The 22026-nt window shown below is 64.6% G+C and carries 28 protein-coding genes; 13 read left to right on the forward strand and 15 right to left on the reverse strand.

Annotation, left to right across the window (positions count from 1 at the left end; genetic code table 11):
* Positions 1-19: 19 nt before the first annotated feature.
* From AC56KW_RS11550 to AC56KW_RS11560, 3 genes are all read right to left on the reverse strand, one after another.
* Positions 20-1261, reverse strand: a complete 1242-nt coding sequence (locus AC56KW_RS11550; protein ID WP_497170876.1) for an AI-2E family transporter — start codon at positions 1259-1261, stop codon at positions 20-22.
* A 45-nt stretch (positions 1262-1306) separates the two neighbouring features.
* A complete protein-coding gene (locus AC56KW_RS11555; RefSeq protein ID WP_429206305.1) occupies positions 1307-1621 on the reverse strand; it encodes a BON domain-containing protein in 315 nt (104 codons plus the stop codon).
* Between the two features lie 83 nt (positions 1622-1704).
* Entirely contained in the window at positions 1705-2256 is a 552-nt protein-coding gene (locus tag AC56KW_RS11560) for a hypothetical protein (protein WP_497170877.1), read from the reverse strand.
* 280 nt (positions 2257-2536) lie between these two features.
* Here AC56KW_RS11560 and AC56KW_RS11565 point away from each other — a divergent pair, with 280 nt between their 5' ends.
* Together AC56KW_RS11565 and AC56KW_RS11570 are read left to right on the forward strand one after the other, a co-directional pair.
* A complete protein-coding gene (locus tag AC56KW_RS11565; RefSeq protein WP_497170878.1) occupies positions 2537-3001 on the forward strand; it encodes an outer membrane lipoprotein in 465 nt (154 codons plus the stop codon).
* Positions 3002-3096: 95 nt separating this feature from the next.
* A complete protein-coding gene (locus AC56KW_RS11570) occupies positions 3097-3450 on the forward strand; it encodes a hypothetical protein (protein WP_497170879.1) in 354 nt (117 codons plus the stop codon).
* Positions 3451-3637: 187 nt separating this feature from the next.
* Here AC56KW_RS11570 and AC56KW_RS11575 read toward each other — a convergent pair whose 3' ends face one another.
* From AC56KW_RS11575 to AC56KW_RS11605, 7 genes are all read right to left on the reverse strand, one after another.
* Positions 3638-4780: a DUF3616 domain-containing protein gene (locus AC56KW_RS11575; protein ID WP_497170880.1), complete on the reverse strand. Its 1143-nt coding sequence runs from the start codon at positions 4778-4780 to the stop codon at positions 3638-3640.
* A gap of 405 nt (positions 4781-5185) precedes the next feature.
* Entirely contained in the window at positions 5186-5569 is a 384-nt protein-coding gene (locus AC56KW_RS11580; RefSeq protein ID WP_497170881.1) for a hypothetical protein, read from the reverse strand.
* A gap of 112 nt (positions 5570-5681) precedes the next feature.
* On the reverse strand, positions 5682-6068 hold the full coding sequence (locus AC56KW_RS11585) for a phage holin family protein (protein WP_497170882.1): 387 nt from the start codon (positions 6066-6068) through the stop codon (positions 5682-5684).
* Positions 6069-6082: 14 nt separating this feature from the next.
* A complete protein-coding gene (locus AC56KW_RS11590) occupies positions 6083-6427 on the reverse strand; it encodes an ElaB/YgaM/YqjD family protein (protein WP_497170883.1) in 345 nt (114 codons plus the stop codon).
* A 51-nt stretch (positions 6428-6478) separates the two neighbouring features.
* Positions 6479-7012, reverse strand: a complete 534-nt coding sequence (locus AC56KW_RS11595) for a ferritin-like domain-containing protein (protein WP_497170884.1) — start codon at positions 7010-7012, stop codon at positions 6479-6481.
* Positions 7013-7042: 30 nt separating this feature from the next.
* Positions 7043-7945 (reverse strand): OmpA family protein, encoded by a 903-nt coding sequence (locus AC56KW_RS11600; RefSeq protein WP_497170885.1) that lies wholly within the window; start codon positions 7943-7945, stop codon positions 7043-7045.
* Positions 7946-8024: 79 nt separating this feature from the next.
* On the reverse strand, positions 8025-8414 hold the full coding sequence (locus AC56KW_RS11605; RefSeq protein ID WP_497170886.1) for a DUF4398 domain-containing protein: 390 nt from the start codon (positions 8412-8414) through the stop codon (positions 8025-8027).
* Between the two features lie 205 nt (positions 8415-8619).
* On the opposite strand from AC56KW_RS11605, the gene AC56KW_RS11610 reads away from it, so the two are divergent.
* Complete coding sequence (locus AC56KW_RS11610) at positions 8620-8946, forward strand: BON domain-containing protein (protein WP_497170887.1); 327 nt, start codon at positions 8620-8622, stop codon at positions 8944-8946.
* Between the two features lie 21 nt (positions 8947-8967).
* On the forward strand, positions 8968-9189 hold the full coding sequence (locus tag AC56KW_RS11615) for a YMGG-like glycine zipper-containing protein (RefSeq protein WP_497170888.1): 222 nt from the start codon (positions 8968-8970) through the stop codon (positions 9187-9189).
* A 138-nt stretch (positions 9190-9327) separates the two neighbouring features.
* Here the strand turns inward: AC56KW_RS11615 and AC56KW_RS11620 are convergent, their stop codons facing one another.
* Positions 9328-10056 carry a Crp/Fnr family transcriptional regulator gene (locus AC56KW_RS11620; RefSeq protein WP_497170889.1) on the reverse strand — a complete coding sequence of 243 codons (729 nt, stop codon included), beginning with the start codon at positions 10054-10056 and terminating at the stop codon, positions 9328-9330.
* A 187-nt stretch (positions 10057-10243) separates the two neighbouring features.
* Between AC56KW_RS11620 and AC56KW_RS11625 the strand changes: the two genes are divergently transcribed.
* The 4 genes from AC56KW_RS11625 (at position 10244) to AC56KW_RS11640 (ending at position 12404) form a co-directional block, all read left to right on the forward strand.
* On the forward strand, positions 10244-10978 hold the full coding sequence (locus tag AC56KW_RS11625) for an outer membrane lipoprotein (protein ID WP_497170890.1): 735 nt from the start codon (positions 10244-10246) through the stop codon (positions 10976-10978).
* 167 nt (positions 10979-11145) lie between these two features.
* Positions 11146-11370, forward strand: a complete 225-nt coding sequence (locus AC56KW_RS11630; protein ID WP_497170891.1) for a hypothetical protein — start codon at positions 11146-11148, stop codon at positions 11368-11370.
* Positions 11371-11457: 87 nt separating this feature from the next.
* Positions 11458-11604 carry a lmo0937 family membrane protein gene (locus AC56KW_RS11635; RefSeq protein ID WP_005671362.1) on the forward strand — a complete coding sequence of 49 codons (147 nt, stop codon included), beginning with the start codon at positions 11458-11460 and terminating at the stop codon, positions 11602-11604.
* Between the two features lie 131 nt (positions 11605-11735).
* The gene (locus AC56KW_RS11640; RefSeq protein WP_497170892.1) at positions 11736-12404 is read left to right on the forward strand and encodes a YiaD family glycine zipper/OmpA-like lipoprotein; all 669 of its coding nucleotides are present in this window, start codon (positions 11736-11738) and stop codon (positions 12402-12404) included.
* Between the two features lie 171 nt (positions 12405-12575).
* On the opposite strand, the gene AC56KW_RS11645 is transcribed toward AC56KW_RS11640, so the two are convergent.
* Positions 12576-13412: a branched-chain amino acid aminotransferase gene (locus AC56KW_RS11645; RefSeq protein ID WP_497170893.1), complete on the reverse strand. Its 837-nt coding sequence runs from the start codon at positions 13410-13412 to the stop codon at positions 12576-12578.
* A gap of 158 nt (positions 13413-13570) precedes the next feature.
* On the opposite strand from AC56KW_RS11645, the gene AC56KW_RS11650 reads away from it, so the two are divergent.
* Together AC56KW_RS11650 and cls are read left to right on the forward strand one after the other, a co-directional pair.
* Positions 13571-15736 (forward strand): site-specific recombinase, encoded by a 2166-nt coding sequence (locus tag AC56KW_RS11650; protein ID WP_497170894.1) that lies wholly within the window; start codon positions 13571-13573, stop codon positions 15734-15736.
* On the forward strand, positions 15733-17121 hold the full coding sequence (gene cls / locus AC56KW_RS11655; protein WP_497170895.1) for a cardiolipin synthase: 1389 nt from the start codon (positions 15733-15735) through the stop codon (positions 17119-17121). The genes AC56KW_RS11650 and cls overlap by 4 nt, the downstream gene beginning before the upstream one ends.
* 48 nt (positions 17122-17169) lie before the next feature.
* Here the strand turns inward: cls and AC56KW_RS11660 are convergent, their stop codons facing one another.
* Both AC56KW_RS11660 and AC56KW_RS11665 read right to left on the reverse strand, forming a co-directional pair.
* Positions 17170-18006: a metallophosphoesterase family protein gene (locus tag AC56KW_RS11660; RefSeq protein WP_497170896.1), complete on the reverse strand. Its 837-nt coding sequence runs from the start codon at positions 18004-18006 to the stop codon at positions 17170-17172.
* Positions 18007-18026: 20 nt separating this feature from the next.
* The gene (locus AC56KW_RS11665) at positions 18027-18791 is read right to left on the reverse strand and encodes a phosphatase PAP2 family protein (RefSeq protein WP_497170897.1); all 765 of its coding nucleotides are present in this window, start codon (positions 18789-18791) and stop codon (positions 18027-18029) included.
* A 141-nt stretch (positions 18792-18932) separates the two neighbouring features.
* Here AC56KW_RS11665 and AC56KW_RS11670 point away from each other — a divergent pair, with 141 nt between their 5' ends.
* From AC56KW_RS11670 to AC56KW_RS11680, 3 genes are all read left to right on the forward strand, one after another.
* Positions 18933-19145: a hypothetical protein gene (locus tag AC56KW_RS11670; protein ID WP_137173684.1), complete on the forward strand. Its 213-nt coding sequence runs from the start codon at positions 18933-18935 to the stop codon at positions 19143-19145.
* A 126-nt stretch (positions 19146-19271) separates the two neighbouring features.
* The gene (locus AC56KW_RS11675) at positions 19272-20273 is read left to right on the forward strand and encodes a sulfate ABC transporter substrate-binding protein (RefSeq protein WP_497170898.1); all 1002 of its coding nucleotides are present in this window, start codon (positions 19272-19274) and stop codon (positions 20271-20273) included.
* Positions 20274-20522: 249 nt separating this feature from the next.
* Positions 20523-21542, forward strand: a complete 1020-nt coding sequence (locus AC56KW_RS11680; RefSeq protein ID WP_497170899.1) for an SDR family oxidoreductase — start codon at positions 20523-20525, stop codon at positions 21540-21542.
* Here AC56KW_RS11680 and AC56KW_RS11685 read toward each other — a convergent pair.
* A complete protein-coding gene (locus AC56KW_RS11685; RefSeq protein WP_497170900.1) occupies positions 21504-21938 on the reverse strand; it encodes a hypothetical protein in 435 nt (144 codons plus the stop codon). The genes AC56KW_RS11680 and AC56KW_RS11685 overlap by 39 nt on opposite strands.
* Positions 21939-22026: the final 88 nt, after the last annotated feature.

The following is a 22026-nucleotide window of genomic DNA, read 5'->3' on the forward strand; positions in this document are numbered from 1 at the left end:
TCCGGTAAAGGTAAGGAGATTATTCGCCCAACAGCTCGGACACCACTTCCATCCCCTCGACCCGCTCGGCCACCACCTTCAGGACCATCACTACCGGCACCCCGAGCAGCAAGCCCCACACGCCCCACAACCAGCCCCAGAACAACAGGCTGACAAAGACCGCGGCCGGGTTCATGCGCGCGATCTTTCCAGTCATCCAGGTAGCGACGACCATGCCAACGAGGGTCGCGATCACCAGCGAGGCGCCCGCCACCAGCATCACCATGCTCAGGGTCTCGAACTGCAGGAAGGCCGCCATGCCGGTCGCGACCGTGATCACGAGCGGACCGAAATACGGCATCAGGTGGGCCACACCGGCGAAGGCGGCCCAGGCGCCGGCGTTCTCGAGGCCGATCAGGCGCAGCGCGCCCCACATCAGCAAGGCCAGCAGGATATTGGTCACCAGCAGCATGAACATATAGCTCTGGATCGAGGTATTGATATCGTCGAGGATGTGGACCGTGACTTTCTTGCGCGTGAGCGAAGGCCCGGTGAGCTTGACCAGCTTGCGCTTGAAGGTATCCCCCGCCAACAGCAGGAAGAACACCAGAAACACGACCATGGTCGCTTGCGACATGAAGGCGGCCAGGCTCATCGAGCCGGCCAGCACCCAGTCCATCACGCGGATCGGCGAACTCGCCGCGGCCGTCGGCGGGTTCTGGCGCCGCTGCTGCGCCAGGCGCTTGGCGTCGGCGCCGACATTGCTGGCCGCGCGCTCGATCTCGGCCGCCGCCGCCTGCATCTGCTGCAGGGTCGAGCGCTGCCCGCTGGTATTGGTGAGGATGCGCGTGACCTTGTGGGTCAAGGTCGGCAACTCGTCAAGGATATTGAAGAACTCTCCCTGCAGCCGGTACAGCGTGCCCGCCATCGCACCGACGATCACGGCCGTGACCAGGGTCGCGCCGATGATGCGGCGGATGTGCCAGCGTTCTAGCCAGCGCACGACGGGATTGAGGGTATAGGCAATCAGGATGCCCAGCAGCAACGGGACGAAGAATTTTTGCGCCCACTGCAGCGCGAACACGAAGGCGATCGTGGCAAGGATGCCGAGCGAGAGCCCGCGCGCATTGACATGCAGCGGCACGCGCATGCCACCGATCTGCAAGGTGATGTCGTCGCCCGCGCGTGGATCGGCGCGGGCGTCGCCGCCGGGGGCGGCGGTAGATTCAGGCAATGGGTTGGATGCTGCCGGCGTGGCCGGATCGGTGTGTGCTAGCTGCATGGTGTGCCTGAACGAGATACCGGGCCGCCCCGGTTGTACTGCCTATTATTTCACACGGATGTCATTCTTGACCGAAGTCACGCCCTTGACGCCACGGGCGATCTCGACGGCGCGCTGCGCGTCGCGCGCATCGGCCACGAAGCCCGACAGCTGGACGTCGCCCTTGAAGGTCTCGACGTTGACTTCGCGTGCCTTCACGTTCGGATCGTTGACCAGGGCGGCCTTGACCTTGGTGGTGATCACGGCGTCGTCGATGTACTCGCCGGTGCTGGCTTGCTGGTTGGTCGAGGAGCAGCCGACGGCGGTGATGGCGACGGTGGCGACGAAGGCGGCGGAGATGAGGTTTTTAGCGATTTTCATGATGGCTCCTTGTTGATAATCATGGTGCAGCAATACCCTTGCGGGCGGGTTGGGCGGTGCCGGCAATCCGGCCCGCGGGTTCTTTATTTGCCATAGGCCGTCCGGGCGGTGCTGACACACCCTTCCTTGACGTCTCCGGCGTAGGCATCGCACTTCTGCAGTGCGACCCTGAATTCGGCATCGATCTTGGCGTCCTGCGCATCAAGGCGCGCCTCGATCGCCTTGCGGTCGGCGCGCGCATCGGCCTGGGTGGCCACCAGGGTGGCCTTGGCCTGGCGCAGGCAGACTTCGCGGTCGTTGCCGACCGCCGCGCCGCAGCGCGTCTTGTCACGCTCGTAATAGGCCGAGGCGATGCGCATGCGCGCCTGGGTATAGGCCGCCAGCGTGTTCTTGTAGGCGGCGCCCGCCTCTTCTTCGACCCGCACCCGGGCAGCGCGCGCATCGGCGACGCAGATCTCGTGCGGGATGCCGGCCAGCGCGTCGCACCGCAGCTTGGCGGCGTCATAGGTGATTTCGGCGGCATCCATCGCCTGTTGATGAATGGTCTTCGCGTCGAGCGCCGGCTGCATGGCGGCAGCGTGGCCGGTAAAGCCGAGGGCTACACCGATCAGGACGAGCGCATGCGAAGTCTTCATTTTTTTTGTTCTCCATTTGTCAACACTGGACACATCTTTACATGCCACGCACGCGCCTTCTGTTCGATGCCGAACACAACTAACAGAGTGTTGGTACTCATCCTTATCTTGCGAAATACGCGACGCATCCCTGTACCGGAAACGAAACACCTGCATCGCGAAGGATGCAGTGCGGCAACAGTGACGGGTTCTACCCTCGCGGCAAGGTGGGTGCGGCAACGCACAGACCCTGCTCTGGCACCTGACTATTCTGGATTCATACTTTTGTCAGGAGAACAACATGAATGCAAACCGTAAATTTGTCGTTGCCCTGCTCGCCACCGGTGCACTGCTCACTGGCTGCGCCAGCAACAGCTCCCAGCCGTATGGTTATAACAATGGTTATGGCTCGGGCAGCAGCACCGCCTCGGCGGGATATGGCGTGATCGAATCAATCCAGGTGGTCCAGGGCGAAAACCGCACCAGCGGCGCTGGCGGTGTGCTGGGCGGCGTGGTCGGCGCACTGGCCGGCAGCCAGATCGGCAGCGGCAGCGGCCGCACCGCCGCCACCGTGGCCGGTGGCCTGGCCGGCGCGGTCGTTGGCAACAACGTCGAGAAGAATCGCAATGCCGCAGGTCCGGAGATGTACCAGATCAATATGCGCATGGATAACGGCGAATACCGCGCCGTGACCCAGGACAGCGCCTATGACCTGCGCGTGGGCAACCGCGTGCGCATCGTCGACGGCCGCGTCTATCGCTACTGATCCCCAGGCAAGATGGTGGGTGGGGACGAGCTCGCTCTGCCCGCCCTCATGCATTCCCGGCCGCCCCGCCGGCCCTCGAACAGCTGGAGGCAAGCATGGCAATATTGATCCGTATTCTGCGCGGCGCTTGCGCCTGCGCGCTGGTTGGCGCCACATTCTCGGTGGCGGCCCAGGAGTCCGCCGTGGCCGTGGCCGGGACTGACGCGACCGTCAACCCGATCGCCGCCCGCCAGCAAGCCCACGAAATCGCCAAGGGAGACCCGGCGCGCTGGTACCGCAACGATCCGGAGCAGCAGACCTTGCGCAAGGAACTCGGCGCCGCGCTGCAGGAAGCGCAGAACGCCTGCCGCAAGGTGCCGGCGGCCGAGCGCACATCGTGCATGAACGAGGCGCGCGCGACCTGGCAGCGCGAGACTGCGCAGTTGGGCAAGCCAATGCCGCGGCAGTGAGCATCCGGCCACCCGCCAGCCGCAGCGCAAGAAATCAGTTCCTGAGCAGGTCGCCCGCCCGAAGACGGGGCCAGGTTGGCGGCGGTTGGACTGCGCTCGCAAAACCTGGCCCCGGCCTTCGTGAGGTAGGGCCCGGCGTTGAACCGCCAGCTGCTGCAGGTCGCAGTGCTTTGACGCCTCTCCTGGATTACTTCTTGCTGCGCCGCGGCGGCAACGGATACACGTCCGCCACCAGGGTGCTGTCGCCGATCTGGCGGCTGGGCGAGGCCGAATCGTGTACCACCAGCAGCCCTTCTTCCTTGCCGTCCTGGCTCGAAAACAGCGAAATCCCTTCCGGATGGTCGACGCCCTGCCCGAACGGCAGCGCCAGCACCTGCTCGAGCATGTCGCGGGTCACCGCCGACGCCTTGCCGGGCCGCGCGCCGCCGGGCCAGCGGTATAGCATGACGGGCCCATCCAGATCCATCGTCGGCCCCGCCAGGATCAGCACATCCTTGCCCTGCACGCACAGGTCGCGGATGCCCAATCCGTTCAGGTCGAGAAAGTGCTTGCGATACATCGTGCCTTCCCCGTCGAGCGGCGCCAGCCGCAACCAGCCTTCTTCGGCATCGTCGACGGGAGCCACCTCGACGATCGCGGCCCAGCCGCGCAGCGCCGGCCCGCGCAGGCCCAGCAGCACGTTCTTGCCGGCCAGGGCGATCCCTTCGATATCGAAACCATTATCCTTGCCGGGGATTGCCAGGAACGGACCGAAATGCTCATCGTTCCTGAGCAATGCGGTCAGCTCGTTGCCGTGCTCGTCACCGCGCAGCAGCGCCGCGCTGCGCCGCTTGCCCTTCTGACCTGCTTGCTTCACGAGGGTGGGCCTGCCGTCCTGCTGGAGCAGTGGAATACGCGCCAGCAGGTAGCGGTTGCCGTCCGCACTGACGCTGGCCAGGCGTTTGTGCGAGCGGCGCACGCCGTCGCCCTCGTCGGGCTGCTTGCGGCGCAGGCTGTGCGAGCCGGTCAGCCACAGGTAGTCGCCGTCGCTGGCCAGGCCCTCGATATCGGCCTCGTTGATGCGCTTGCCTTCCGCCTCGTACGGCGGCAAGGGCAACTGCAGGAAATCGTGCAGCGCGTACTGGCGGTGCGCGCGGGCGAAACTGGTCTTGCCGCGGCTGTCCTCGGCTTCGAGGGTCAGACGCTCGATGCTGAGCGACTCGTCATTGGCCAGCCACAGGATGTCGCCCATGCGCAAGGCGACCGAGAGACCGTTGCGCAGCTCCTTGTCGGGGCTGAGGTCATCGCGTTCGGGATGGAATTCGAGCAGGACGATATTGGACGGATGCATGCGGCGCCTCGCGGTTCGGGTTGGACGCCAGCATACCGCATGAGCACGTTCCTGCCGTGCCCGCCACACCTTCTTGAACAATCGCGCAACCGCGTGTCAACCGCTTGCCACGCCAGGCGTTATATACCCAAACAGCTGCCCGAGGATATGCCAGCCCGGGCGGCAGCCGCGCATCACGGCGGACAATAATGGCAGACAAAAAAAGACGGCGTCCAATCCCCGATTGCGACGCCGCTCAAGCCCCACCATATTCTGTACTGCGTTCCGTACTGCGTGCTGTACTGCGTGCTGTACTACGTTCCGTACTGCGCGATTCGCCTATCGTTGTTGATGTCGGCGATCGCTCGCTCCTGCCTGTTCGGCGCCGCAAACCTGTTGCGGCGACCGATGAAACACAGCTTACCCTTAATCTGGTATTTGCTGCGCCCGTTTGCGATTTGCGTACCAGCCAAGTGCGCCGAGCACCAGGGCGGCGCCCGCTGCTTGCTTGCCCAGGCGGCGCTGACGCACGAAATTGACGACCCCCAGCGCATACGGCAGCAGCACCGACACATTGGTACCGGTCGGCTTGAGCATCGCATCGGCTCGGGCGCGCAAGGCCCAGGTGGCGTGATCCATCGCCGAGTGCAGCATGACTTCAGGCTTGATGCTGTGCTGAATATTGGCCTTGGCGTGCGCCACGCCTGCGCGGAAGAATTCGCCTTCACGCAGTAATTCTGCCTTGCGCACCGCCGGATCGAGGCTGTGCTGATGACCGGCCAGGCCAGTCGTTCCGTTTCGATTCTGCATACTTTCTCCCTTGTTGGCACCGCGTATGGCGGCGTGCGTGCATTCCGCTCGTCATCGCCACCCACGGCAGCCCCTGCGGCAGCCGCTGACAGCGATCACCAGTAGCAGCCGTTTACAACAACATCTCGCGGTCGTTCTTGAGTTCTTTCATCGTCGCCGGGAAGGCCAGCTTGTTCTGCTTGAGCAGGGAAAGTCCCTTGGTCACCAGCACGGCCGTGATCAGCGCAAATACCGCGAACATGATCAGCAGGATGGTCCAGCCCATCGAATCCCACGCCAGCGCGACCACCGTCATGGCGCCGAAGGCGATGGCGAACCAGACCGCCAGTACCGCTGCGGCGAACAGGGCCAGCAGCTCGATGATGTGGTTGCGTACTTCGGTCAGCTCGAGCGCCGCGAGTTCGACCCGTGAGACCGCCAGCCCGAACAGGCTCTTGAACAGGCTCGAAATGCCGTTGATGACACCCGGGTTCTGTATGATCGCTTCTTTCTTATCCACGTTGGCCCCCGGCGTCAATGTTTACGGCTTAGCAGCAGGCCGATCAGCACCCCGACGCCGCCCGCGATCGCCATCGTGCGCCAAGGGTGATCCTTGACATACACATCGGCCGTATGGGCCAGTTCCTTGCCCTTGACGACGGCCTGGGTCGGCAGCAGGCTAGCGCCGCCCAGGGCCTTGTCGAGCAGCTCCATGCCGCGTGCGCGTAGCTCCTCGGCCTTCTCGCCGGTGAGCGAGGCGGCCGCCGTCAGCATCGATTGCGCGTCGCGCACCAGCGCCGTCAGATCGGACTGGGTGGCGTAGGTGCTGCCGCTGATCGGGTGCATGCTGCCGTTGGTGTTGCGGGAAGGTTCTAGCATGTTCTACTCCTGTCACTTTGGTGAATCGGTCAGTCTGACGAACAACCTGGCTCAGGCCATCAGGTCGCGCAAGTCGTCGGCGTGCTCTTCTTCGACGGCCATGATATCGACCAGCAGCGCGCGCGTGGTCGGATCCTTGTCGCCGATCGCCGCGATCATTTGCCGGTAGGACTCGATCGCGACCCGCTCGGCGATCAGGTCGGCCCGCACCATCGCCTGCACGTCGTCGGATTCGTCGTACTCGGCATGGCTGCGCGCGGTGAAGGTGGCCGGATTGAAGTTGGGCGAGCCGTTGAGCTGTACGATGCGTTCGGCGATGCGGTCGGCATGGTCTTGCTCTTGCTGGGCATGCTCGAGGAACTCGGCCTTGATGTGGCCGGTGTTGGGACCGGCCACCGTGTAGTAGTGCCGCTTGTAGCGCATCACGCACAGCAGCTCGGTGGCCAGGGCATCGTTGAGCATCGCGATGACCGCTTCGCGGTCGGCCTGGTAACCCTCGGTGACGGCGCCGTCATCGAGGTTGGCCGCCGCGCGGCGGATCGCCGAGATGTCGAAGCCGTGCGCCAGGTTGTTGGTCTGTTCCATGGTGGTTCCTTATTTCGTTTGCTATCTGGTTCAACGCATTGCTGCGCGCGGGGGAATTGCCGCACCTTCATTCGACAGGACGATTTCGACGCGGCGGTTCTGCTGGCGGCCCGAGGCGTTGTCGTTCGACGCCACCGGGAAGGCCTGGCCATAGGCTTTCATCGCGATGCGGTCGCGCGCGACACCCATTTGGGTCAGCGCCGTGGCCACCGCATTGGCGCGACGCTGCGACAGGTCCTGGTTATAGCTCGCGCTGCCGGTACTGTCGGTAAACCCTTCGACCAGCACGGTGCGGTTAGGGTTCTGCGTCATCACGTCGGCCAGTTTGCGCAAGGTCGAGGTTCCGTTCGGATTCAGGGTTGCCTGGTCGGTGGCGAACAGCACGTCGCCGATCGTCACCACATAACCGCGCTCGGTCTTGACGGCCTGGATATCGTTCAGCAGGCCTTCCAGCTGGGCGGCGCGCTCGGCCAGCACGGCGTTCTGCTGCTGGGCGGCCTGCGCCTGCGCCTGGGCTTGCTGGGCCGCGGCCTGGGCGGCTTCGGCGTCGCGCTTGGCGCGGTCGGCTTCCGCCGTACGCGCCTCAAGGCGAACCTGGTCGCGCTGGCGCGAGGCGTCGGCGATGTCGGCCTCGGCGGCCTTGGCCTTGGCGACTTCCTGGGCGGTGGCGATGCGCTGCTTGGCGACGTAGGCCAGACGATCGACATCATTCAGGCTTTCGCGGCGCGCCGCGGCCTGGTTGGCCTGGTCGAGCGCTTCGCTGGCCTGCTTGAATTCCATCGGGGCATAGGTCGAGACCTGTGGATTGTTATTGGCGCTGACAAAGTCGGCGCGCGCCTGGTCCAGGGTCGGGGTGGTTACCGGTGCGCTGGCGCAGGCGGCGGCCAGCACGGCGGCGGCCAGTATCGAGACGGCTGATTTACGGTTTTTCATGTTCTTTTTCCTCTTCTTGTTGGAGCGCCGTTCGACGGCGCGGACTCATGCGTTCAGTGCGGGCGTCGCTGGTGCAATATCACTGGGTGTTGGCGCGATCGACTTCCTCACGCAGCACGCGCAGGTCTTCGTTCAGCTGGGTCGAGGCGGCGGTGGCCTTGGCCGAGACAGCCTTGCTCTGTGCCAGCTTGGCGTCGGCCTGGGCCTGCACCGCCAGTTCGCGCGCCAGCTTGTAGTCGCGCGCGGCCAGGGCCTGGTTGGCGCGGACCATCTTGTCGCGCGCGGCGGTGATCTCGGCCGGCGCCAGTTCAGCGGCGCCCGCCGACACGGCGTTTTCAACCGCATGGCGCGAGACCGCCACGTCGGCCGTGGCCGGGGCCTGGTCAGGGCTTGCGCAAGCGGTCAGTGCCAGCACGGCGGTGACGCAGCCAAGGCGGGCAAACCCGGTCATCGTTTGATGTTTATTCATCTCATATTCTCCTGGGGAAGTGTTGTAGAGAACGTTATAAACCTGTTATCGACTGGCCTCGGTACGTTGACGCACATTGTTCAGCCAAGTGCTTGGCTGAAACAACCTGTAACAACACTGCATGCCGATTGTGTGTTGCCGAACAGATCAAATTAGCAACGGTCTCTACGCTTGAGGCCAAGTCACCGAGAAAAGAATCACCTGAATGAACCGATCGAGCATCAAGCATTACGCACGCATCCCGGTCCTGCTGGCCTTGCTGGCCGGTGGACCACTGGCAGGCTGTACGTCCGGCATCCCTGGTTTCGGCGCCGTCGAAGCCGTCGACGACGACGCCATCAGCGCCAGTGTGCGCAGCGCGCTCCGGCTCGATCCGGAACTGACGGTCTCGGATCTCGATGTCAACACGTATCAAGGAATTGTCCGGCTTAGCGGCTTCGTAAGCTCGGCGGACAGCGTAGCCGCGGCGGCCTCGGTCGCGCGAACCGTCAAGGGCGTCAAATCGGTCAGGAATGACCTGCGCCTGAAGTAACCCCCATCAAAGGAGATCATCATGAAAACCATCAAAACCCTGGTAGTGACCGCAACCCTGGCAACCGCAGCGCTCGGCATGACCGGCTGCTCGAACATGTCGAAGCAGGACCGTAACACCGCGATCGGCGCCGGCGCCGGCGCCGTGCTGGGCGGCGCCGTGACCGGCGGCAGCGCGATCGGCACCGTGGGCGGCGCAGCCGTCGGCGGCGTGATCGGCAACCAGGTCAAGACCACCAACTGATCCAGGTAGTCCGCCAACAACAGCGCCCGGCTCGTCCGGGCGTTGTTGTTTTATCTCTTGTTGTTGTCGAATGCGCCAGAAGAAGCCGGCAGGACTGACTGCCGCGGCGCCGACGCACTCGACCAGCGCTGGAGTGACTCAGCTCGCCTGCGCCACCGCCAGCGATCCGGCCTCCCTGACAATCTGGTAGCAGGTACACGACGCCGCCACCAACCGCTCCGGGTCGAGGATCTCGATATTGCCGCGGCTGTAGTTAATCAATCCTTGTTGCTGCAGTGCACTAGCTGCCTTGGTGACACCGACGCGCCGCACTCCCAGTGCATGTGCAAGGAATTCATGGGTCAGATGAAACCGGTCCGATTGCAGCCGGTCGCGCGTGACCAGCAGCGAGCGCGCCAGTCTTGCCTCGAGCACATGGAAGCGGCTGCAGACGGCGATCTGGATCGCCTGTGCCAGCAGCGCATCGGTGTAGCGGTACAGTAAGCGCTGCAGCGCCGGATTGCGCTCGACCTCGGTACGAAAACGCGCTCCTTCCATGCGGCTGGCGCTGCCGGCGCGCTGAACCACGGCCCGCACCTGGGTGGTGTCGTGACCGAGCGCGGTAGTCGCGCCCAGCATGCCTTCGCGTCCGACCTGGCCGACCTCGAGCGTCATGCGTCCGTCGACCACGCCCAGCAGCGACACCAGGCAGTCATGTGGAAAATAAATGTGCTCGATTGGGTCACCGGCCTCGCTAAGCACTTGTCCAGCCTCTACCTTGACCATCTCCAACAACGGCAGGACCCGCGCCAGGTCTTGCGGTGGTAGCGCGGCCAATAGCTGGTTGCTGTTGTGCTCGGCGACGGGCGGGGGGACCGCAGAGTTCATTCTTTTCCTCATGAGACAGCACATGGCGCAAGCCGGAGTCGCCGTGTTGCAGATACATTTGCAAACAATTTCAGCCAGCGTAACCGGCGCCCTTGAGCGAGTATGTACGGTGACGCACGGAACCTTAGGTTGTTCCTAGGGACAATTGTTGAACCTAGGGCGTCACCGCCATACGAAAGGAATCACGATGAATACGCCACCAATCAATCCCGCCAAGAACCGCACGCATCCCTTGCTGCTGCTGGCGGCCGCCGCCGTTGTGCTGTTCTGCATGGTCGGCACCGCCGCCATCATGGGCTGGCTGCCCTCGTCGGTCGGGGGCACCGCCAACCGCCAGCTGACCGAGGCCGACCGCCTGGCCCTGGCCTCGACCCTGCCGCAGGACGTGCCGCCAACGGCGCCCGGCCATGCCGTGGCGCCTGGCACGGCCTACCCTGGCGCGCCGCTGGCGCCAGCCGCGCAACAAGCTTATGCGCCGGCACCCGCCGCCTTACCAGCCGCGGCCCCGGTGCAGCAAGTGGCGCCGGTCGCCGCCCCGGCGAAGGAAACCAAGCCCACCCAGCTCGCCGCCAACGAGCGCGATTGGTGCTCGAACTGTGGCAATGTCGAATCGGTCCGCACCATCACCCAGCGCGCCGAAGGCAGCGGGCTGGGCGCGGCCGGCGGCGCCGTCATCGGTGGCCTGCTGGGCAACCAGGTCGGCGGCGGCACCGGGCGCACCCTGGCCACCGCGGCCGGCGCCATCGGCGGTGCCGTGGTCGGCAACCAGGTCGAAGGCAATATGAAGGCCACCACCAGCTACGAGATCCGCGTGCGCCTGGACGACGGCACGCTGCGCACTTTCCGCCAGAACAGCCAGCCGCAATGGCGCAGCGGCGACCGTGTGCGCATCGTCAAGGGACGCCTGCGTTCGGTCGCCTGATTACGCAGCACGCATGACTGCAGGATGGCCGGGAACGCGCAAGCGTCCCGGCCAAAGTTTTTCCTGAACGCAATGTGCGCCAACGCACGGAATTATGGATGAGCTGACCCGACAATCGATTCACGCTGAAACGAATGGCGGCACACCATCAACCGTGGGAGAAGCGCATGAACAGCATGGCTTGGATCGGTATCATTGTCTGGGGAATCGTACTGACTCTGTTCGGCTTGCTGTCGGCCGGTCCGGCGCCCGACGGGAACGCTCACCTGCAGCCGCAGGACATCGTGTTCCTGATCGCGGGCGGCCTGCTGACCTGCCTGATCGGTTTCACCGGCCTGGTCGGCATGATGGGATGGATCCCTGGCCTGCATAAGCAAAAAAGGTGTGCTTAATGTACGCCATCGAACGGTAGTCAACAGTAAGCAAGTACATACTGGATTCACAGCGCAACCGGCGCAAACAGTAGAGGAGAAACCATTATGTTATATACCATCGCTGTCGTTCTCGTAATCCTGTGGCTGCTCGGCCTGGTGACCTCGTACACCATCGGCGGCTTCATCCATATCCTGCTCGTCGTCGCCGTCATCATGATCCTGGTTCGCCTGATCAGCGGACGCGGTATATAGCAGTAAGCTGCGCTCACCAAGATGCGCGGTAAAATGACAAGTCATACTTGTCGCACCACCCAATCCGTTTCGCGGTCGCGCCTGTACCGGGTGTGACGACGAAACGGATTTTTACTTTAAGGAGTTCCACCATGCATAAAAACTTCATCAAAACGACCGCCGCCATCGCCATCGTCGCCATGACCGCTTCCGGTTGCGCCGACATGTCCGCTACCCAGCGCGGCACCGCGACCGGCGCCGGCATCGGCGCCGGCCTGGGCGGCCTGATCGGCGGCACGACCAGCGGCGGCGGCGGTGGCCGCGTCGCCGGTGGCGCAGCCATCGGCGCGGCAGCGGGCGCCGTGATCGGCAATATCTGGTCCAAGCGCATGGAAGCGCAGAAGCAGCAGATGGAACAGGCTACCCAGGGCACCGGCGTGCAAGTGACGCAGACCCAGGATAACCGCCTGAAGCTGGAAATCCCGAGCGACATCTCGTTCGACACGGGCCGCTCTGACATCAAGGGCAACTTCCAGCCGATCCTGCAGCGCTTCGCGCAGACCCTGCAAGAGAACCCGAACACCAACGTGGTCATCATCGGCCACACCGACAGCACCGGCAGCGATTCGATCAACCAGCCGCTGTCGGTCGACCGCGCCTCGCGCACCCGCGACTACCTGGCCGGACGCGGCGTGAACCCGAACCGCATCACCATCGAAGGCCGCGGCTCGCGCGAACCGATCGCGTCGAACAACGACAATGCGGGCAAGGCGCGCAACCGCCGCGTCGAGATCTACGTCGCAGAACCAGCACGCGGCTGATCTCGATGTGACATGACGAAGGCCGGCGATGCCGGCCTTTTTTGTTGACCCGACGACGTCGCTACCGGGCCGGCGTGAACCCAGGACTGGTGCGCAGCCACCACGTTCGACGTCGCCGCCGCGCTGGCAAACCTGGCTACCCGCCCCCAAGGGGACGACGATGGCGGGTGATCAACCAGCCTCGGTGAACGCCAGATACAGCTCACGTGCCTGGCGCGCTATCGGGCCGGCGTCGAGCGTGCGGTCTTCGTAGCGCGTGCACGGCGTGACCTTGCCGTAGTTACCGGTACTGAAGATCTCGCGCGCGGTATTGAGCTCGGTCGCCCTGACGGTACGTTCCTCCACCTGCACGCCGGCCTCGCCCAGCAGCGCCATCACGCGCGCACGGGTAATCCCGGCCAGGAAGGTGCCATTCAGCGCCGGCGTCACCACCTTGCCGTCCTCGGTCACCAGGAACAGGTTCGACGCCGCGAACTCCGCCACATGGCCTTCGGCGTCAAGCATGATCGCCTGGTCGAAGCCGCGCTCCTTCGCCTCGCGCATGGCACGGGTCGAGTTGGCGTACAGCGCCGAGGCCTTGGCGTCGGTCGGCGCCATGTTCGGCTGCGGGCGGCGCATGGTCGACAGGCAGCTCGAAAAACCCGTGAACGGCGGCAGCGGCGCATCGAACAGCGTCAGCGCGAACTGGCTTTTCTCGGCCACCGGGATCAGGAAACCCTCCGAACCAAATACCAGCGGGCGGATATACAGCTCGGCGTCGGCCGGGAACCTGGCCACCCCTTCGCGCACCAGCGCTTCCATCTCGTCCACGCTCAAGGGGCAGCGCAGGCCCAGTTTTTCGGCCGATGCGATGACGCGCTCGAGGTGCGGACGCAGGTCGGGCAGCTTGCCGCGGATCGCGCGCGCGCCGTCGAAGACGGACGAACCGAGCCACAGGCTGTGGTCCATCGCGCCGTACAGCGGGGTGTTTCCTTCGGCCCACTGGCCGTTGTAAAAGGTGAGGTACATGGTTGCCTTCTCGAACATAAACCGGACCAGTGTAGCGGCGACCGCCCCTTCCCGTCCAGTTGCCCTGGCGGCCGCGACCGGCGGCTTACTGTTCGTTGCCACACCATATTTACTGCCCGCCTCGCGTACACTACGGCTTTCCAGTAAAAATTGTTTTCATGCTTGCTACTCTCGAACGGATCGATCCGTACAGCGACAACATCGACCTTCTGGTCGAGTTGGTCTGCCATTTGCGCCCGCGCCAGCGCTGGGTGTGGCAGACGGTCGACGATCCGGCCCAGTCGGTACGTACGCTGACCCAGCTCCTGAAGGGCAATCCATCCCAGGCCTGGGCGCTGCGCCGCTACATCACGACCCTGCTCGAGAAGCGGCGGCACACCAGTCTCTACAGCGATATCGGCATCCTGTCGAACGACGGCTTCGTCACGGAACTCAAGAGCCGCGTCACCTACCGCTTCCTGCCGCCGGCGCTCGACGACCTGTACCTGTCGGACGCGCTCGACCAGGTGCTGTACCGCGAAGACGACTACGAGTGGATCCGCGCGGTGCCCGACGCCGACTGGATGCAGTTGTTCGACGTGATCGCCAACGCTCCGTCGCCAGACGACAGCGCGCCCGGCCGCGCGCGCGTGGTCACGCTCAAGGGCCTGCTGGACGCGATCCGCACCCTGTCCTGCCGCATCTGCGCGCTCGGCCTCGAGCCGCGCCTGGTGCACAGCTACAGCCAGATCGAGAACTTCGATTCGCCGTTCCTGATGCAGAACATCGAGGCCAACCGCTACCTCGACGAATACGCGCACTACCTCGCCGGCGAGCGCGAACGCCCGGACGACGCGCGCCACCTGCTGGTGATGCTCGACCAATGCGAGGACGTGGTGCTCAAGATCCGGCGCCTGGCGCTGTCAACCGGCACCAGCGTCGCCCTGACCTACCTGCTGGTGGCAATCCAGCAAAGTATCGACCGCCTGCAAAAACTGCTGTTTTTGGTCGACGTCACCGACGAAAAAGGTTCCACGCCGGCGCCCGCGCTGGAGGTGATGGACGAGCTGGTGATCGACGGCGAAACCCTGCCGCCCGTCGTGCCGCAGCCCGACAAGCCGGGCCAGCTGGCGCCGCTCGACGCGCCGCTGCTCACGCCACGCCAGCGCGCCGCGATTTCTCTGGCCGAAGAACTGATCGAGGCCCACAACACCAAATACCAGGTCAGCGGCCTGGTGCGCGACAACGTCCATCTGCTGGCGCGCAACGTCACCGAGAACGCCAGCCGCACCGGCGAGCACTATATCGCCGAAGACCGCAAGGACTTGCGCAAGATGCTGTGGTCGTCCTCGGGCGCCGGCGTCATCGTCGGCTTCATGGCGCTGTTCAAGATCCTGCTGGGTTATCTGCGGACGCCGCCACTGGTCGAGGCCTTCCTGTTCAGCATGAACTATTCGCTCGGCTTCGTGCTGATCCACATGCTGCACTTCACCGTCGCGACCAAGCAGCCGGCCATGACGGCCCAGCGCATCGCCGCCTCGCTGCACCGCTCCGCCAGCGGGCGCGGGATCGACGTCGACAGGCTGGCCGAACTGGTCAACAAGGTGTTCCGCACCCAGATGGTGGCCGTGCTCGGCAACGTGCTGCTGGCGTTCCCGGTGGCCTGGGCCATCGCCGAAGGCGTGCGCTGGTACACCGGACGCCACCTGGTCGACCCGATCAAGGCGCTGCACATCCTCAACGATATCGACCCATTGCACAGCCCGGCCCTGTTCTACGCCGCCGTGGCCGGCGTCTGGCTGTTCGTGGCCGGCCTGATCTCGGGCTATTACGACAACAAGGCGCTGTACACCCGCATGGGCCAGCGCGTGCAGCAGATCCGCGGCCTGCGCCGCCTGCTCGGCGCCGAGCGCCTGGCGCGCCTGGGCGGCTATATCGAGGACAATCTCGGCGGCCTGATGGGTAACTTCTTCTTCGGCATCCTGCTCGGGACCACCGGCACGGTCGGCTTCCTGCTCGGCCTGCCGATCGACATCCGCCACATCACCTTCTCGGCCGCGAACTTCGCCACCGCGCTGGTGGCGCTGGACTACGGCATGACCTGGGCCCAGATCGCCAACGCTGCCTCCGGCGTGCTCCTGATCGGCACCATCAACCTCCTGGTGAGCTTCGGGCTGGCGCTGTGGGTCGCGCTGCGCGCACGCAAGATCGTCTTCAAGCGCTGGATCCTGCTGGTGCAGGCGCTGGGCCGGCGCTTCGCCTATTCGCCGGTCGAATTCTTCCTGGGTCCGCGGCACCGCCAGCTGCCGCCGCCCGATACCCTGTCCTCGAGGGGAACAAAATGAACAAGAAGCGCTTCGCCGCCTGGTTCGGCCTCATCGGTTTCGTCTGCGTGGTGGCCTCGTGCAAGGCCCTTCCCGACCGCAGCACCATCGCCGGAGCGCCCGAGAAGGCCGTGCCGACCGTCGCCACCCAGCGCGGCGAAATGAAGGATGGCCAGGCGGCTGCGCTGCTCAAGCGGCGCTGGGCGCGCGCCTCGCCCGACCTCAAGCAGCTGGCGGTGCTCGAAGAACAAGCGACCGGCGTGCCGCTCATCGCCGGCAACCAGGTGTCGCTCCTGTTCGACGGCCCGGCCACCATGCGCGCCATGATGGAGGCGGCGAAGAACGCCAAGACCTCGATCAACCTCGAGACCTATATCTTCGACCATGACGAGATCGGCACGCAGTTCGCCGAGATCCTGATGCAAAAGCGCGCCGAGGGCGTGACCGTCAACATCATCGTCGATGGCGTCGGCACCCTGGCCACGCCCAAGGAATTCTTCGAGCGCTTGCAGCACGCCGGGATCAACGTGCTGGTGTTCAATCCGGTAAACCCGACCAAGCGGCCCGGCAAATGGGCGCTGAACAACCGCGACCACCGCAAGATCATGATCGTCGACGGCAAGGTGGCCTTCACCGGCGGCATCAATATCAGCAGCACCTATGCCAACAGCTCGCTGTTCCGCTCCAACAAGCGGCCCGGCAAGGTCAAGGAGGAAGACGTCGGCTGGCGCGACACCCACATCAAGATCGAGGGACCGGCCGTCGGTGCGCTGCAATGGGCCTTCATCGACAACTGGGTTCACCAGGACGCGGGCGAGTTGCCCGAAATCGAGTACTTCCCGAAACTCGCGCCCGTGGGCGAAAAAGTGGTGCGGGTGCTGGCCACCTCGCCCGACCGCGATTCGGAAATCTACAAATCGCTGGTGCTGGCGATCGGCGAAGCGAAGAAGTCGATCCACATGACGGCCGCCTACTTCGTGCCCGACCAGCAGATCGTCGACAGCCTGGTCGCCGCGTCGAAGCGCGGCGTCGATGTACAGCTGGTGCTGCCGGGCGTATCCGACCACGACTTCATCAAGTATGCGGGCGAATCGTTCTATCACGAGCTGCTCGAAGGCGGCGTGCGCATCTTCCAGCTGCAGGTGGCGGTGCTGCACGCCAAGACCACCGTGATCGACGGCATGTGGTCGTCGATCGGTTCGGCCAATATCGACCGCAGGAGCTTCATCCACAACTACGAAGTCAATGTGGTGGTGCTCGACCCGCAGTTCGGGCGCGACATGGAGGCGGCCTTCAGGGAAGATTTGCGGCACTCGAAGGAGATCAAGCTCGCCGAATGGAAGCGGCGGCCATGGAGCGATCGCTTGCGCGAGATGATGTCGCGCTTGACGGAATACTGGATCTGACGCCTGCGGTTCCCGTCGGGTGGGCGGCTATGCCGTCCATTCAACGGGTTACAGCCCCGCCGCCAGCATGCCGTCGCTATGCGGCGACCAGATACTTCCCGCCTGCACGAACTTTTCGGTCGTGACCAGTTCAAACCTGCCCCCCACCACATCCCAACCGTAGCGGTCGATCTCGACCCGCTGCTGCTCGACCCGCACCACATTGAATGAATTGACCTCGCCGCGCCCGCGCGTGGAGGTCGCGGTGCCGGCCTGGATCACCAGCGCCGCGTACTCGGCGATCTGGTAGCGCGCCGCCGTGCTGCCGGCGTGGCTGGCGTGCATATGGCCGGCCATCAGGATATCGACGCCGGTCTCGGCGAACACTTCCATCGCCAGCGGCGCGCGCACCACCAGGTCGCGCTTTTCGTAATGCTCGGGCAGATCGAAGGGATGGTGGGTGACGACGATGCGTGTGACCTGCGGCCCCAGGCCCGCCAGGCGCTCGCGCAGCGCCGCCACCTGTTCGTGGCTGACGCGGCCGTCCTTGATCGTCAGCGAGCGCGCCGTGTTGAGGCCCACCACGGCGATCTCGTCGTCGATGAATACCGGCTCCAGATTGTCGGTGATGTAGCGCTTGTAGCGCGCCAGCGGCCGCACGAAACGGCGCAGCACGTTATAGAGCGAGATATCGTGGTTGCCCGGCACGATGATCTGCGGCCCCGGCAGCGTGTCGAGGAAGGCGCGCGCCTGCTCGAATTCCTCGACCTTGGCGCGCTGGGTCAGGTCGCCCGAGATCACGACCACGTCGGCCGCGATGCGCTCGACCAGTTCGCGCAAGGGGTCGAGCAGCGCCTGGTCGACGCGGCCGAAATGCAGGTCGGACAGGTGAACGAGGGTGCGCATCGGGTCTCCTTGGGTGTGGTTTATATTTCTTGCGGCGGCGCCCCGCCCCGCTTGCCGCGTTCGCGCGCGGCGCGGGCATGACGCCGGTTGAGGGTCGCCGCGCCGCCGATGCAGATCGCCAGCCAGCCGCAGCCCTCGGCCAGCGCGGCCAGGATGTCGGTGAGGTAGTGGGCGCCCAGGTACATGCGCGAAAACGCGATCAGGCCGATCATCGCGCCCGCCAGCACGAAGGGCAGCACACGGCCGGGCCAGGACCCGGCGTAGCGCGCGACATGGCAGGCCAGCAGGCCATACAGCACGGTGGCCGCCATCGTGTGCCCGCTCGGGAAGCTGTAGGTGGTGAGCGTCAGGATCGGCTCCTCGAAATGGGGCCGTGCGCGCTCGAAGGCATGTTTGAGCGCGACGTTGAGCAGCATTCCCCCCGGCACGCTCGAAACCAGGGCGATGATCCAGTAGCGCTGCCGGCGCCGGTACAGCCAGACGCCGACGCCGAAGGCGATCGCCAGCACGCCCGGCGTGCTGTGGACGTGGGTCAGGACCAGCATCGCATCGCGCAGCAGGCCGCCCTGGCTGGCATGCGCGTGCAACCATTCGGCGACCATGACGTCGAGCCGGGTGATGGGGTCACCGGCCACCACGGCGCCGGCCAGGTGGGCAAACAGCGCCATCGCGAGCAGCAGCAGCGCCACGCCGATGGTGAGATGCAAGCCATATTCGCCCTCGGGCGAGAAACGGGCGGCGGCAAAACGGTGGCAGCGCTGGATGAGGGGCGGGCTCTTGTTCATGGTGGAGGGATTATGACTGACTTGGCGAAAAAACCACACACGCGAAAAATTACTGTATAGGCGAACAGTAACTGTGGATTTGTACAGTAGTTGTGTTATTCTTTCCTCACTGCACAACCACTTCGATTAAAGGAAACGAACATGACGACTCTGAACAGCTCCTTCGGCCTGGAACACGCACCTGTCCCCTTCCTGGCCCGCATCGGCCGCCGCGAAATCCTGGTCACCCGCGATTTCCGCAAGCGCTTCTATGCGGTCAATCCGATCATCGAGTGCGACACCGGTGTCGAAGCCGGCCACGTCGAGATCCTGCTGTTCCGCCGCTGGCTGCTCATCCTGTCCAAGGCGCATTGATCGAGCGCAGTAGAGCTCAGCTGAGCTACGCTGGAAAAATGTATATGGATGCGTGAATTTATTCGTTTTCTTTCTGTGGGCTGAGACCGTACGCTACGGCTTCCCACCCTCCCAGAAAGATAATAAATGCTTCGCAAAACCTTCATCCGTTCGCTGGCAGCCCTGACCCTGCTGGTGCAGACCTCGGCGTTCGCTGCCGACGTCAACCTGCTCAACGTGTCGTATGACCCGACGCGCGAGCTGTACCACGAGTTCGACGCCGCCTTCGCCAAGCACTGGAAAGCCAGGACCGGCGACAACGTCAACGTGAAGCAGTCGCACGGCGGTTCGGGCAAGCAGGCGCGTTCGGTGATCGACGGCCTGCAGGCCGACGTCGTCACCCTGGCGCTGGCCTATGACATCGATGCGATCCGCGACAGGGGCCTGATCAACGCCGGCTGGGAACAGAAACTGCAATACCGCAGCGCCCCCTATACCTCGACCATCGTGTTCCTGGTGCGCAAAGGTAATCCGAAGAAGATCAGGGACTGGAACGACCTGGTCAAGCCGGGCGTCTCGGTGATCACGCCGAATCCGAAGACGTCGGGCGGCGCGCGCTGGAATCACCTCGCGGCCTATGGCTACGCGCTGCGCCAGCCGGGCGGCAATCCGCAGAAGGCGGCCGAATTCCTGGGCGCCCTGTACAAGAACGTGCCGGTGCTCGACTCGGGCGCCCGCGGTTCGACCACCACCTTCGTCGAACGCGGCATCGGCGACGTGCTGCTGGCCTGGGAAAACGAAGCGCTGCTGGCGCTGCGCGAACTCGGTCCCGACAAATTCGAGATCGTCGCGCCGTCGCTGAGCATCCTGGCCGAGCCGCCAGTGGCCGTGGTCGACAAGAACGTCGACAAGAAAGGTACCCGCAAGGTGGCCCAGGCCTACCTCGAATACCTGTACAGCGACGAAGGCCAGGACATCATCGCCAAGAACTACTACCGTCCTGCGGTGGACAAGTTCGCCAAGAAATACGCTTCGCAGTTCCCGCAGATCAAGCTGTTCCAGATCAGCGAGCTCGGCGGCTGGACCGCGGCCCAGAAGGCGCACTTCGCCGATGGCGGCGTGTTCGACCAGATCTATACCAAAAAGTAAGCGCAGCACGCAGCTGCGCTTCGGGCCGGCCAGTAAGCATAACCTCCCCGCCCTCGCCGGGCGGGAACGACGCTTCCGGGCTCGAGCCCGCACCAGCGGCACGCCTGGCAGTCTCCCGCGCGCCAAAAAATCCCTTGAAATAGCAAACTGGGTCACGAAGTGAACATTTCACTAACTCGTGGCCTGCCGCGCTTCGCTGTCGCGAACGCGGCGGTCCTTCCCGCCTACGCAACAAGGAAAGGATACCCAATGTCAGTCAAACTTCGCAGGATCAACGAGCAAGTCATGGTCATCACCGGCGCCACCAGCGGCATCGGCCTGTCGACCGCGCGCATGGCCGCCGAGCGCGGCGCCCGCCTGGTACTGGCGGCGCGCGCTGACGATGCGCTCGACGAGCTCGCCCACGAGCTGCGCGCCTACGGCACCGACGTCGTCACCGTCACCGCCGATGTCGGCAAGGCTGCCGACGTCGAGCGCATCGGCGACGCCGCCATGCGCGAATTCGGCCGCATCGACACCTGGGTCAACAATGCCGGCATCTCGATCTTCGGCCGCATCGAAGACATCTCGCCCGAAGACCATCACCGCCTGTTCCAGACCAATTTCTGGGGCGTGGTGAACGGTTCGCTGGAAGCGGTCAAGCGCATGAAGCTGCGCGGCGGCGGCGCCCTGATCAACCTGGGCAGCGAACTGTCCGACCACGGCATCCCGCTGCAGGGCATGTATGCGGCCTCCAAGCATGCGGTGAAGGGCTTCACCGATTCGCTGCGCATGGAACTTGAAAAAGAAGGCGCGCCGATGTCGGTTACCCTGGTCAAGCCGTCGGGCATCGACACCATGTTCGCGGTGCACGCCAAGAACTATATGGAGAAGGAGCCGAAGCTGCCGGCTCCGGTGTATGCGCCGGAGCTGGTGGCCGACGCCATCCTGTACGCGGCCCAGCATCCGAAACGCGACGTGTTCGTCGGCGGCGCGGCCAAGATGAATTCGTCGGGCGCCCGCTTCTTGCCGCGCGCCTTCGACAAATACCTGACCGCGACCATGTTCAAGAACCAGAAGAGCGAAGCCCCGGCCGATCCTGGCCGCCGCGACGCGCTGCACAAGCCCGACCACACGCGCGAACTGCGCGAGCGCCAGGGTATCTACCAGACCCATGAGCGCAGCCCGTACACCGCGGCCCAGCTGCGCTCGAAGCAGATCACCACGGCCCTCTTGGGCGGCGGCGCCCTGCTAGCGGCCTTCGCCCTCAGTCGGCGGACGGCTCGCTAGGAAATCGGTGTCCTCCTCGGTCAGCGGCAGATCGGGGATGGACTCGATGCGGTCGGTATCGATGTCGGCGCCATCCTTGGCTACCGCATCGCGGCCGGCCGCGGCGCGTTCGCCGGTGCCACCCATGTCGCTGTCGCCCGAGAAATCGGCGTCGCCGACGTCGGGGCCGGCGGTGTCGCCGGCGTGGCTCGCCTCCAGGTCGGAGGTCGTGCCTTCGTCGAAATCGAGCACCTGGTCGGGATCGAGATTGCCGGCAAAGCCGGGGCCGCCGACGACGTCGCTGCCGGTATCCGAAATATCGCTCGGGCCGAGTGCATCGATGCCATGCCCCCTGCCCAGGCTGCGGTCAGGGCGTTCCGGGAAGTTATCGGGATCGAGTGTGCTGGTGCCAGTCATAATGCCTCCTCATGTGTTGATGAACCATGGAGACAGGGTACTGAATTTTGCAACTTGCTGTCGCCGCGCAGGGTCGGCCGATGCGGCA

It is taken from the genome of Telluria sp. RT2P19, from assembly GCF_059685725.1.

Coding starts and splice junctions, on each gene's coding strand:
- AC56KW_RS11550 (WP_497170876.1), bottom strand. CDS start 1,261: ATGCAGCTAGCACACACCGATCCGGCCACGCCGGCAGCATCCAACCCA.
- AC56KW_RS11555 (WP_429206305.1), bottom strand. CDS start 1,621: ATGAAAATCGCTAAAAACCTCATCTCCGCCGCCTTCGTCGCCACCGTC.
- AC56KW_RS11560 (WP_497170877.1), bottom strand. CDS start 2,256: ATGAAGACTTCGCATGCGCTCGTCCTGATCGGTGTAGCCCTCGGCTTT.
- AC56KW_RS11565 (WP_497170878.1), top strand. CDS start 2,537: ATGAATGCAAACCGTAAATTTGTCGTTGCCCTGCTCGCCACCGGTGCA.
- AC56KW_RS11570 (WP_497170879.1), top strand. CDS start 3,097: ATGGCAATATTGATCCGTATTCTGCGCGGCGCTTGCGCCTGCGCGCTG.
- AC56KW_RS11575 (WP_497170880.1), bottom strand. CDS start 4,780: ATGCATCCGTCCAATATCGTCCTGCTCGAATTCCATCCCGAACGCGAT.
- AC56KW_RS11580 (WP_497170881.1), bottom strand. CDS start 5,569: ATGCAGAATCGAAACGGAACGACTGGCCTGGCCGGTCATCAGCACAGC.
- AC56KW_RS11590 (WP_497170883.1), bottom strand. CDS start 6,427: ATGCTAGAACCTTCCCGCAACACCAACGGCAGCATGCACCCGATCAGC.
- AC56KW_RS11595 (WP_497170884.1), bottom strand. CDS start 7,012: ATGGAACAGACCAACAACCTGGCGCACGGCTTCGACATCTCGGCGATC.
- AC56KW_RS11600 (WP_497170885.1), bottom strand. CDS start 7,945: ATGAAAAACCGTAAATCAGCCGTCTCGATACTGGCCGCCGCCGTGCTG.
- AC56KW_RS11605 (WP_497170886.1), bottom strand. CDS start 8,414: ATGAATAAACATCAAACGATGACCGGGTTTGCCCGCCTTGGCTGCGTC.
- AC56KW_RS11610 (WP_497170887.1), top strand. CDS start 8,620: ATGAACCGATCGAGCATCAAGCATTACGCACGCATCCCGGTCCTGCTG.
- AC56KW_RS11615 (WP_497170888.1), top strand. CDS start 8,968: ATGAAAACCATCAAAACCCTGGTAGTGACCGCAACCCTGGCAACCGCA.
- AC56KW_RS11620 (WP_497170889.1), bottom strand. CDS start 10,056: ATGAACTCTGCGGTCCCCCCGCCCGTCGCCGAGCACAACAGCAACCAG.
- AC56KW_RS11625 (WP_497170890.1), top strand. CDS start 10,244: ATGAATACGCCACCAATCAATCCCGCCAAGAACCGCACGCATCCCTTG.
- AC56KW_RS11630 (WP_497170891.1), top strand. CDS start 11,146: ATGAACAGCATGGCTTGGATCGGTATCATTGTCTGGGGAATCGTACTG.
- AC56KW_RS11635 (WP_005671362.1), top strand. CDS start 11,458: ATGTTATATACCATCGCTGTCGTTCTCGTAATCCTGTGGCTGCTCGGC.
- AC56KW_RS11640 (WP_497170892.1), top strand. CDS start 11,736: ATGCATAAAAACTTCATCAAAACGACCGCCGCCATCGCCATCGTCGCC.
- AC56KW_RS11645 (WP_497170893.1), bottom strand. CDS start 13,412: ATGTACCTCACCTTTTACAACGGCCAGTGGGCCGAAGGAAACACCCCG.
- AC56KW_RS11650 (WP_497170894.1), top strand. CDS start 13,571: ATGCTTGCTACTCTCGAACGGATCGATCCGTACAGCGACAACATCGAC.
- cls (WP_497170895.1), top strand. CDS start 15,733: ATGAACAAGAAGCGCTTCGCCGCCTGGTTCGGCCTCATCGGTTTCGTC.
- AC56KW_RS11660 (WP_497170896.1), bottom strand. CDS start 18,006: ATGCGCACCCTCGTTCACCTGTCCGACCTGCATTTCGGCCGCGTCGAC.
- AC56KW_RS11665 (WP_497170897.1), bottom strand. CDS start 18,791: ATGAACAAGAGCCCGCCCCTCATCCAGCGCTGCCACCGTTTTGCCGCC.
- AC56KW_RS11670 (WP_137173684.1), top strand. CDS start 18,933: ATGACGACTCTGAACAGCTCCTTCGGCCTGGAACACGCACCTGTCCCC.
- AC56KW_RS11675 (WP_497170898.1), top strand. CDS start 19,272: ATGCTTCGCAAAACCTTCATCCGTTCGCTGGCAGCCCTGACCCTGCTG.
- AC56KW_RS11680 (WP_497170899.1), top strand. CDS start 20,523: ATGTCAGTCAAACTTCGCAGGATCAACGAGCAAGTCATGGTCATCACC.
- AC56KW_RS11685 (WP_497170900.1), bottom strand. CDS start 21,938: ATGACTGGCACCAGCACACTCGATCCCGATAACTTCCCGGAACGCCCT.